Raw genomic sequence first — 9,230 nt, forward strand, 5'->3', positions numbered from 1 at the left:
GGAGTGAGTGGCCGCTACCACCCCTCCAGCACGATCTTGCCGCGCGACTTGCCACTCTCGAGCAGTGCATGCGCGCGCTTGAGGTTGGCCGCGTTGATGGTGCCGAAGGTCTGGTCGAGCGTCGTGCGCAAGACGCCCTTGTCGATGAGGTCGGCGACGTCGTTGAGCAGATGATGCTGCGCGATCATGTCGGCGGTTTGAAAGGAGGAGCGCGTGAACATCGATTCCCAATGCACCGAGATGGCCTTGCCCTTGAACGCGCTCACAGTGAATTCCGGGGGATCGTCGATCAGGCCGAATCTGCCCTGCGGCGCCATGAACTCGGCGATGCTCTTGTAGTGCTGGTCGGTGAATGTGAGGCTCGCCACCAGCGCGACGGGCGGCAGCTTGAGCTTCTCGACCTGCTCTTTCATCGGTTGGCCGTGGTCGATCACCGCATGCGCGCCGAGACCGAGGCACCATTTTTGCGACTCCGGCCGCGTCGCGGTCGCGAGCACCGTCAGCCCGGTGAGGCGGCGGGCGAGCTGGATCAGGATCGAGCCAACGCCGCCAGCGCCGCCCGTGATCAAGAGCGTGCGCGGATCGACACTCTTGCCGGGCACCGCACCGAGCCGATCGAACAGCAATTCCCAGGCGGTGATGGAGGTGAGCGGGAGGGCGGCGGCCTGCACGAACGACAGGCTCTTCGGCTTGTTGCCAACGATGCGCTCGTCGACGAGGTGGAATTCAGAATTGGTACCCTGGCGCAGGATCGAGCCGGCGTAAAATACCTCGTCGCCTGGCTTGAACAGCGTGACGTCGGGACCGACGGCGTCGACAACGCCGGCCGCGTCATAGCCCAGAATCTTGGTCTCGCCCTCGGGCGGGGCTGCGCGCTTGCGCACCTTGTAATCGACCGGATTGGCCGAGATCGCCTTCACAGCCACGCGGATATCACGGCCCTTGGGTTCGGGCTTGGCGGTCTCGAAATCGAACAGCGCGTCCTGATCCTCGATCGGAAGCGACTTCCTGTAGCCGACGGCCTTCATGGCTTGTCTCCTTCAGATAGTGTTGCAGATGCCGGGTCCCGGGTTCGCGTTTTCGCGCGCCCCCGGGATGACAAGCGAGACCTAGAACGCGAACTGCGTCCGCATCGCGACCGCATCGAACTTCGAACCGACATCAGCGGTCGAGATCGGCGTGGCCTGCCTCGATACCGTGCCATGCAGATAGTCCAGCATGAAACGGACGTTGCCGTTGACATACCAGTTCAGCGCTGCCGTGTAGACGGTCTGCCGGCCGCCTGCGATGCCGGTTGCGGTCCCGAGTTGATCGTTGAGGTCGATCGTGGAGAAGCGTCCCGCGACCTCCCACGCGCCCCAGCCGCCGCCCTCGAGGGAGAACGGGTGTGCCGGCTTGACGCCGCCATAGGCCGCATTGGCCGCATTATAGCTGCGACCCTCGCCCGTCAGCACGTAGCCGGCTTGCGCATAGCCGCCCTGAAATTTGAGGCTTGGCGCACCCAGCGGCGGCAGGCCGGTATTGGCGCTGCGATCGATGTTGTACCAGAAATACTCGCCTTGCAGGATCAGCGGTCCATAGGTGGCGGCCGCTTCGACGCTGTAGACCTGCGCGCCGGAGGCATTGGCGATTGCGCCGGTCGTAGCCAGCGCCGTGGGATCGATGCGCAGTTCCGGACGATCGTTCAGCGTCACCGTCTGTGCACCCGTCACCAGATTGCGCGTCGGCTGGATCAGCCATTCGGCATTGCCGCCGAGATGGACCGAGTAGTCTTTGCCGCTGACGACTTGGCCGGCGACACGCGCGACCGCGCCGTATTGTTCCGTGGTGCCGTTCGGCGCAACGCTCGACGCTGAGTGGATCGCACCGGTGGCGGGACCGGTGACATAGGCGCCAGCCCAGAACACGTCGTTGTACCAGCGCGTGCCGACCGCCGAACGGAAGTCGCCCGCAGCGATGCTCGTGGCGACGATCCCCGCCGAGGCGCGTTCCATGAACATGATGTCGTTGGAGCTCGTGGCCTCATCGAGGGTGTAGGGCAGGTCCATGATGCCGCCTTCGATGGCCATCTTGCCGCCGAACGGTTTCAGGCCGGTATAGCTGAGATAGGCGTTCTCGATGCCGGAGACGCCGCCGCCGGGCAGCGAACCCGGAGCTGCGCCGCCAAAACCGTCGGAGGAGCCGCCGAAGTCGTAGACCAGCGCGAAATTCCAGTCGTGGAAGAACTTGCCGGCGACACCGATGCGGGCGCGGCGGACGTTCTCGCCGCTGTCGAGCTTTTGCGGCACGGTCGCCGCCGTGTTGGGCCGATAGTCGTAGCCGCCGACATCCCAATGCACACGGCTTGTGATCCCGACGCAGTTAGCCCCATCGGCAGTGCAGATGGTCGGTCGGTTGTTCGGCATTGTCACGACGACGCCGGATGCGGGCGCCGGTCCCTTGAGCGGGATCGCCGCGTTGGCGTTGGCGACGGCGGCCTTCGCTTCGGAACGCGCTTCAGCTTTCGCCTCCGCCTTCGCCTCAAGCCTGGCCTTCGCTGTGGCCGCGGTATTCGCGGCGGTCTGGCTCTGGAGCTTGTCGAGCTTCTGCTCCAGCATCTTCAGCTGCTGCTTCAGGAGCGCGATCTCCTGGTCGCTGCTGCTCGCCGATTGGGCCTGGGCCTGCGAGGCTGCCAGTGCGGCGGCGAGACCCATCGCCGTGGCTGCAATTCTTGTCCTGCTCACGTCATGACTCCATCGTTTGACGAACTTCCCCAAGTCGCTGGCGGAGAGCCTAGGTTTGATCGATGACTACCCCGCGACGCTGCGGCCGGTTGCGCGGTTCCCACTGGTGTAAATTCGCCGCAACCGAATCCGCCTTGCACCACCATGCAAGATGACGCACATCATGCCAATCCACAGCCCCGGCAAATTGCTGTTTCGCACGCACAGCTTGCAGGCCGGACACGCCAAAGGGGGTCGAATATGCCGCCGGGCGCCCTTCTAATGGGGGGCGAACGCGCCTATATTCCGGCGTCTTTTCCAAGAGGTAGGAATGTTTCGATCGACCTGGAGCGCCGTCGCCACGGCACTGTGCATAGCCTTTTCGGCCAACTTCAATCCGGCCGCTGCGCAGGACCGCCGAGTGCCGTCCTCGCCCGCCGAACTGCGGCTGTCCTATGCGCCGATCGTGCAGCGGGTGCAGCCGGCGGTTGTCAACGTCTACGCCGCCAAGGTGGTGCAGAACCGCAACCCGCTGCTCGACGACCCGATCTTCCGCCGGTTCTTCGGCGTGCCCGGTCAACAGCAGGAGCAGGTGCAGCGCTCGCTCGGTTCGGGCGTGATCGTCGATGCGTCGGGGCTCGTTGTCACCAACGTCCACGTCATCGAAGGCGCCGACCAGGTCAAGGTGTCCCTGTCGGACAAGCGTGAGTTCGAGGCCGAGATCGTGCTGAAGGACTCTCGCAGCGATCTCGCGGTGCTGCGTCTGAAGGACACCAAGGAGAAGTTTCCGGCTCTCGAATTCACCAATTCGGACGAGCTGATGGTAGGCGACGTCGTGATGGCGATCGGCAATCCCTTCGGCGTCGGCCAGACCGTGACCCACGGCATCATCTCGGCCTTGGCGCGCACGCAGGTCGGTATCACCGACTACCAGTTCTTCATCCAGACCGACGCGGCGATCAATCCTGGCAATTCCGGCGGCGCGTTGGTCGACATGAACGGCAGGCTCGCGGGCATCAACACCGCGATCTATTCGCGCTCCGGCGGCTCGCAGGGCATCGGCTTCGCGATCCCCGCCAACATGGTGCGCGTCGTCGTCGCCTCCGCCAAGGGCGGCGGCAAGGCGGTGAAGCGGCCCTGGTTAGGGGCGAAATTGCAGGCGGTGACGCCGGAGATCGCCGAGAGTCTCGGCCTGCGTTCGCCGACCGGTGCGCTGGTCGCAAGCGTCGTTCCGAACGGACCGGCGGCCAAGGCCGGGCTGAAATCCTCCGACCTGATCGTCTCGATCGACGGCCAGACCGTGGATGATCCCAACGCCTTCGACTATCGTTTCGCCACACGGCCGCTTGGCGGCACCGCGCAGATCGACGTGCAGCGCGGTGGCAAGCCGATCAAGCTGACGGTGGCGCTGGACGCCGCGCCCGATGCCGGCCGCAACGAGCTCGTCATCACCGCGCGCTCGCCTCTCCAAGGTGCGAAGGTCTCGACCATCACCCCGGCGTTGGCCGACGAGCTGCATCTGGATGCCGACACCGAAGGCGTCGTGGTCACCGATCTCGGCGGCGACAGTGCGGCCGCGAATGTCGGCTTCCAGAAGGGCGACGTCATCCTGGCGGTCAACAACCAAAAGATCAGCAAGACCAGCGATCTCGAGAAGGCGGCGGCCGAGCGCCAGCGCATCTGGCGCATCACGCTGGTGCGTGGCGGCCAGCAGATCAACGTCACGCTGGGCGGATGAGTCCGAAGCGACCACAGGAGACGCCAACTCTCTTCGCCGCGGCGGGGCTCGATCACGAGGCTCCGCATCCGCTGCCGGATCGGCTGCGGCCGCGCGCGCTCTCGGAGGTCGTCGGCCAGGATCACATTCTGGGTCCCGACGGCGCGCTGACGCGCATGCTGGAAACGCGTACGCTGGGCTCACTGGTGTTCTGGGGCCCGCCCGGCACCGGCAAGACCACGGTGGCGCGGCTGCTCGCGGACGCCACCGATCTGCATTTCGAGCAGATCTCTGCGGTGTTCTCCGGGGTCGCCGATTTGAAGAAGGCCTTTGAGGCCGCGCGTGCACGCCGCGAGATGGGCAAGGGCACGCTGCTGTTCGTCGACGAGGTCCATCGCTTCAACCGCGCCCAGCAGGATTCGTTTCTGCCGGTCATGGAAGACGGCACGGTGGTGATGGTCGGCGCCACCACCGAAAACCCGTCCTTCGAACTCAACGCGGCGCTTTTGTCACGGGCGCGCGTGCTGGTGTTTCGCTCGCTCGACGCGGCCGCGATCGAAAAGCTGTTTGCGCATGCCGAGGAGGTCGAGGGCCGCAAGCTGCCGCTCGACGAGGAAGCGCGCGCCGTGCTGGTGCGCATGGCCGATGGCGACGGCCGCGCGTCGCTGACGCTCGTCGAGGAAGTCTGGCGCGCCGCGCGCAAGGACGAGATTTTCGACGCCGCGCAGTTGCAGGAGATATTGCAGCGCCGGGCGCCGATCTACGACAAGTCGGCCGACGGCCATTACAATTTGATCTCGGCGCTGCATAAGTCGGTACGGGGCTCCGATCCCGATGCCGCGCTGTATTATCTCGCGCGCATGCTCGATGCCGGCGAGGACCCTCTGTTCCTGGCCCGCCGCGTCGTGCGCATGGCAGTCGAGGATATCGGGCTTGCCGATCCGCAGGCGCTGGTCATCGCCAACGCGGCCAAGGACGCTTTCGACTTCCTCGGTCATCCCGAGGGCGAGCTCGCGATCGCGCAGGCGGTGGTCTATCTCGCCACCGCACCGAAATCGAACGCCGTCTACACCGCCTTCGGCAAGGCGATGCAGGTCGCAAAGCAGGCCGGCTCGCTGCTGCCGCCGAAACACATCCTCAACTCGCCGACCAAGCTGATGAAGTCGGAAGGCTACGGCGCATCTTACGAATACGACCACGACACGCCCGACGCCTTCTCCGGCCAGGATTATTTCCCGGAAGCCCTGGGCCGCCAGACCTTCTACGACCCGCCCGAGCGGGGGTTCGAGCGGGAGATCCGCAAGCGGCTGGATTATTGGGCGAAGTTGCGGAAGGAGCGGGGTGGGAAGTAGGTTCTGCGTCGCTGAGAAGGCGCTTGCGTTTACGTGTCAAAAATGACACATAAGCGCAGCCGAATGATCGATCGCACGAAGAAGCTTCCCGCGAGATTCTACGTCAGCTCGACAGGTCGAAATCCTGTTCGCGAGTGGATATTGGATTTGCCTTCTGAAGATCGAAAAACTGTCGGGAAGGATATTCAGAAAGTCGAATTCGGTTGGCCGATCGGACGCCCGCATTGTGCCCCGCTGGGGGATGGATTGTGGGAGGTTCGAAGTGATCTCGACGAGCAACCGGATTGCGCGAGTGATCTTCTGTTTGGAAGACGGTCAGATGATCCTGCTCCACGGCTTTATCAAGAAAACGCAGAAAGCGCCAAAGCGGGATATTGACCTTGCGCTGAAGCGCAGGCGAGAGGTGACGTGATGACGAAAAGCAAAGCGCACGTGAGCAAAGAAACGTTCGACGAGTTTCTTACCGAGCAAGGTATACTTGGGACTTGTGAGGAGCGTGCTCTCAAGGAGCTTATCGCTGAGCAATTGACGGAGGCGATGAAGACGCAGGGAATCACGAAGACGGCGATGGCCGCACGCATGAGGACCAGTCGTCGTCAGCTCGATCGGCTCCTTGATCCCGCGACCCCCTCGGTGACGCTGGATACACTGCAACGCGCCGCAAGTGCGGTTGGCCGTACTCTACGAGTCGAATTGGTATGACTTCGCTCGTGCCAGGCGCCGTCCTGATGAACCTGCAACAGCAATATGACCTGCGGCTGGCGGAGAACGAGATGGGCGCGGAAGTCGCGTCACTGCCTCGGCGCGCCGATACACAGTTGACACCAAAGCTTGGAAACACCGCATGAGCCGCCGCATCAAGAGAATGAACCCGAAACCTCGCGAGCGCGATGAGCGCAAGGAGGCGCGTCCGTTCAAGGCGCGCAGCGCGAAGCCTGCTGGGCTGCGGCCTGGCGGCAAGCCGGGCACGAAGCCGCCGCGCTTTGCGAGCGAGCGCGTTGACCGGCGCGCGCCCAAAGCCGAACCGGAAAAGGCTGCACCGGCAAAGCCCGTCGAGGCATTGCTGCCGACCAAGGTGCAGACCGTCAAGGTGACGGCCGACGAGAACAACATGCGCGTCGATCGCTTCCTTGAAGCGCACTTTCCCGGCCTGTCGTTCTCCCACATCCAGCGCGTGGTTCGTAAAGGCGAGCTGCGCGTCGACGGCAAGCGCGTCGACAGCAAGGACCGCCTGGAGGAGGGCCAGAGCGTCCGCATTCCGCCGCTGAAGCTCGACACGCCAAAGGCACCCAACCCGCAGTCGGAGGCGGCGCAAAAGACGCTTGCCGCGCTGAAGGAGATGACAATCTACGAGGACGACGACGTTCTCGTGCTGAACAAGCCGGCCGGACTTGCCGTGCAGGGCGGCTCTGGCATGACGCGACACATTGACCAGATGCTGGAGGTGATGCGCGATTCCAAGGGCCAGAAGCCGCGCCTCGTACACCGCATCGACAGGGAGACGTCGGGCTGTCTCCTAGTCGCCAAGACCCGCTTTGCCGCCTCGCATCTGACCGGCGCCTTCCGTTCGCGGTCGGCGCGAAAGACCTATTGGGCGCTGGTGCCGGGGCTGCCGAAGCCAAAGCAGGGCCGCATCTCGACCTTCCTTGCCAAGGAGGAGAGCGAGGACGACACCATCATGCGCATCGCCCAGCATGGCGATGAGGGCGCAAGCCACGCGGTGACATATTATGCGGTGGTCGAGACCGCCGGCAACAAGCTGACCTGGGTGTCGCTGAAGCCGGTGACGGGGCGCACCCACCAGCTGCGCGCCCACATGGAACATATCGGCCACCCCATCGTCGGTGATCCCAAATATTTCAACATCGAGAACTGGCAACTGCCGGGCGGCCTGCAAAACCGGCTGCACCTGTTGGCGCGCCGCATCGTCATCCCGCATCCCCGCGGCGGCTTCATTGATGCCACCGCGCCGCTGCCGCAGCACATGCAGCAGTCATGGAACCTGCTCGGGCTCGATGCGAGCCGGTTTGATCCGATCGAGAACGCGCCGGAGGAGTAGTTGAGTTTGCTATTGGGTTGCTTCGCTGCGCCCCGAATCATGAAACCCGCTCAATTCCGAAACTGCTCCAGAAACATCCGCAGGCTATCGTGCGGGCTCTGGACATCCGTGATCAACCAGCCCTCGGGTCCGCTGACCAGGATGAAGTTCAGAGTCACCGGCCGGCCGCGATTGTCGAAACTCGCCGCGACATAGGTCTTGTCGTATTGCCTGCGAACGACCGCGATCGCGACGGGGCCGAGCTTCCAGCTCGGGCTCTGCACTAGGAAATCGTAGGGCTCGACCCGCGGCGCGGACCACACCTTGCACAAGGAGGGGTCGAAGAATTGCCGGGCGGTGGCGCCATCCCGCGGCAGGCCTTTTGAGAGCTCCGGCGCGCCCTGGCCGTAATGAGCGTAGACGTTGCGGACCACCGATTCCGGAGCCCGAAAGCCGGCCTGCGCCGCGGCCGGCCATAACCCGGCAAGGAGAGCCGCAATGCCTGCAAGTTCCCTCATACCTGCCGCTCGCTTTATCGGTCGTCGCTCTTACCTTACAAGCCTAGCATTGAGTGATCAGGGCCGAAAACCAGATGCGCGAATTGTTCGATGAAGCTGCGGGGCGATCCCCGCTTGATCCGCAGGAGTTGGTCCGCCAGGCCTCGCGCGTGCCGCTGCGCAAGCGCTTCTACAAGGAGGTGGGGGTCGCTGAGGCTGAGGGCGGCTTTGCCATCACGCTTGACGGCAAGGCGATCCGCACGCCGTCCGGCCGCCAGGTGATCATCCCTGCGCGCGTGCTAGCCGACGCAGTGGCTGCCGAGTGGGCGGATCAGAAAGAGACGATCAATCCCATGACGATGCCGCTGACGCGGATCGCCAATAGCGTGGTCGAGGGCGTCGTCGACCGCGTCGATCTCGTCAGCGACGACCTCGCAAAGTATCTCCAGTCCGATCTGCTGTTCTATCGCGCCGGCCATCCCGAGGGGCTCGTCGCCCGCGAGGCCGCGCATTGGGACCCCGTGTTGTTCTGGGCCGCGGAGACGCTGGGAGGGCATTTCATCCTGTCGGAAGGCGTCATGCCTGTGACGCAGCCGGAGGCGGCCGTCCAGGCCGCGCGTGCGGCGCTGCCGAGGGATGCCTGGTCGGTCGCCGCCCTCCACGTGATCACCACCCTGACCGGCTCGGCCCTGCTGGCGCTGGCGCTGGCCCATGGCGTGCGCGATGCCGGCCAGGTCTGGGCGGCGGCTTATGTCGATGAGGACTGGAATGACGAGAAATGGGGCGTGGACGAGGAAGCGGTCGGCCGCCGCGCCGCCCGCCTCAGGGACTTTCAGGCCGCCGTGACGGTTTTGGCCGCTGTGAACCCGCCGGCGGCCAAAGGTCCTTAACGAGAGGTTTACGAGGGCGGCCTTAGGGTAGGGC

General features: G+C 64.5%; 10 protein-coding genes and 1 pseudogene. 8 read left to right on the forward strand and 3 right to left on the reverse strand.

Annotated features, from left to right (window positions below; translation table 11 throughout):
• Positions 1-14: 14 nt before the first annotated feature.
• Positions 15-1,028, reverse strand: coding sequence for a zinc-binding alcohol dehydrogenase family protein (locus IVB36_RS21545; protein WP_247377504.1), 1,014 nt, complete (start codon positions 1,026-1,028; stop codon positions 15-17).
• A gap of 81 nt (positions 1,029-1,109) precedes the next feature.
• Entirely contained in the window at positions 1,110-2,723 is a 1,614-nt protein-coding gene (locus IVB36_RS21550; RefSeq protein WP_247377506.1) for an OprO/OprP family phosphate-selective porin, read from the reverse strand.
• 310 nt (positions 2,724-3,033) lie between these two features.
• On the opposite strand from IVB36_RS21550, the gene IVB36_RS21555 reads away from it, so the two are divergent.
• From IVB36_RS21555 to IVB36_RS21580, 7 genes and pseudogenes are all read left to right on the forward strand, one after another.
• On the forward strand, positions 3,034-4,440 hold the full coding sequence (locus tag IVB36_RS21555; protein WP_247362368.1) for a DegQ family serine endoprotease: 1,407 nt from the start codon (positions 3,034-3,036) through the stop codon (positions 4,438-4,440).
• On the forward strand, positions 4,437-5,771 hold the full coding sequence (locus tag IVB36_RS21560; RefSeq protein WP_247362371.1) for a replication-associated recombination protein A: 1,335 nt from the start codon (positions 4,437-4,439) through the stop codon (positions 5,769-5,771). Before IVB36_RS21555 ends, IVB36_RS21560 begins: the two co-directional genes overlap by 4 nt.
• A gap of 63 nt (positions 5,772-5,834) precedes the next feature.
• Positions 5,835-5,975 (forward strand): annotated as a pseudogene (locus tag IVB36_RS40510) (type II toxin-antitoxin system RelE/ParE family toxin); the annotation flags it as partial.
• Positions 5,976-6,033: 58 nt separating this feature from the next.
• A complete protein-coding gene (locus IVB36_RS40515; protein ID WP_345946252.1) occupies positions 6,034-6,183 on the forward strand; it encodes a type II toxin-antitoxin system RelE/ParE family toxin in 150 nt (49 codons plus the stop codon).
• The gene (locus IVB36_RS21570; RefSeq protein ID WP_018456469.1) at positions 6,183-6,473 is read left to right on the forward strand and encodes a helix-turn-helix domain-containing protein; all 291 of its coding nucleotides are present in this window, start codon (positions 6,183-6,185) and stop codon (positions 6,471-6,473) included. The genes IVB36_RS40515 and IVB36_RS21570 overlap by 1 nt, the downstream gene beginning before the upstream one ends.
• Complete coding sequence (locus tag IVB36_RS21575; RefSeq protein WP_247392942.1) at positions 6,470-6,619, forward strand: hypothetical protein; 150 nt, start codon at positions 6,470-6,472, stop codon at positions 6,617-6,619. The genes IVB36_RS21570 and IVB36_RS21575 overlap by 4 nt, the downstream gene beginning before the upstream one ends.
• Entirely contained in the window at positions 6,616-7,830 is a 1,215-nt protein-coding gene (locus tag IVB36_RS21580) for an RluA family pseudouridine synthase (protein ID WP_247362374.1), read from the forward strand. Before IVB36_RS21575 ends, IVB36_RS21580 begins: the two co-directional genes overlap by 4 nt.
• A gap of 50 nt (positions 7,831-7,880) precedes the next feature.
• Here IVB36_RS21580 and IVB36_RS21585 read toward each other — a convergent pair whose 3' ends face one another.
• Positions 7,881-8,327, reverse strand: coding sequence for a hypothetical protein (locus IVB36_RS21585; RefSeq protein ID WP_247392943.1), 447 nt, complete (start codon positions 8,325-8,327; stop codon positions 7,881-7,883).
• Positions 8,328-8,401: 74 nt separating this feature from the next.
• Between IVB36_RS21585 and IVB36_RS21590 the strand changes: the two genes are divergently transcribed.
• Positions 8,402-9,196 carry an ATP12 family protein gene (locus tag IVB36_RS21590; protein ID WP_247362379.1) on the forward strand — a complete coding sequence of 265 codons (795 nt, stop codon included), beginning with the start codon at positions 8,402-8,404 and terminating at the stop codon, positions 9,194-9,196.
• Positions 9,197-9,230 lie beyond the last annotated feature (34 nt).

The sequence above is a fragment of the Bradyrhizobium sp. 35 genome (assembly GCF_023073215.1).
GTDB classification, from domain to species: Bacteria; Pseudomonadota; Alphaproteobacteria; order Rhizobiales; family Xanthobacteraceae; genus Bradyrhizobium; species Bradyrhizobium canariense_D.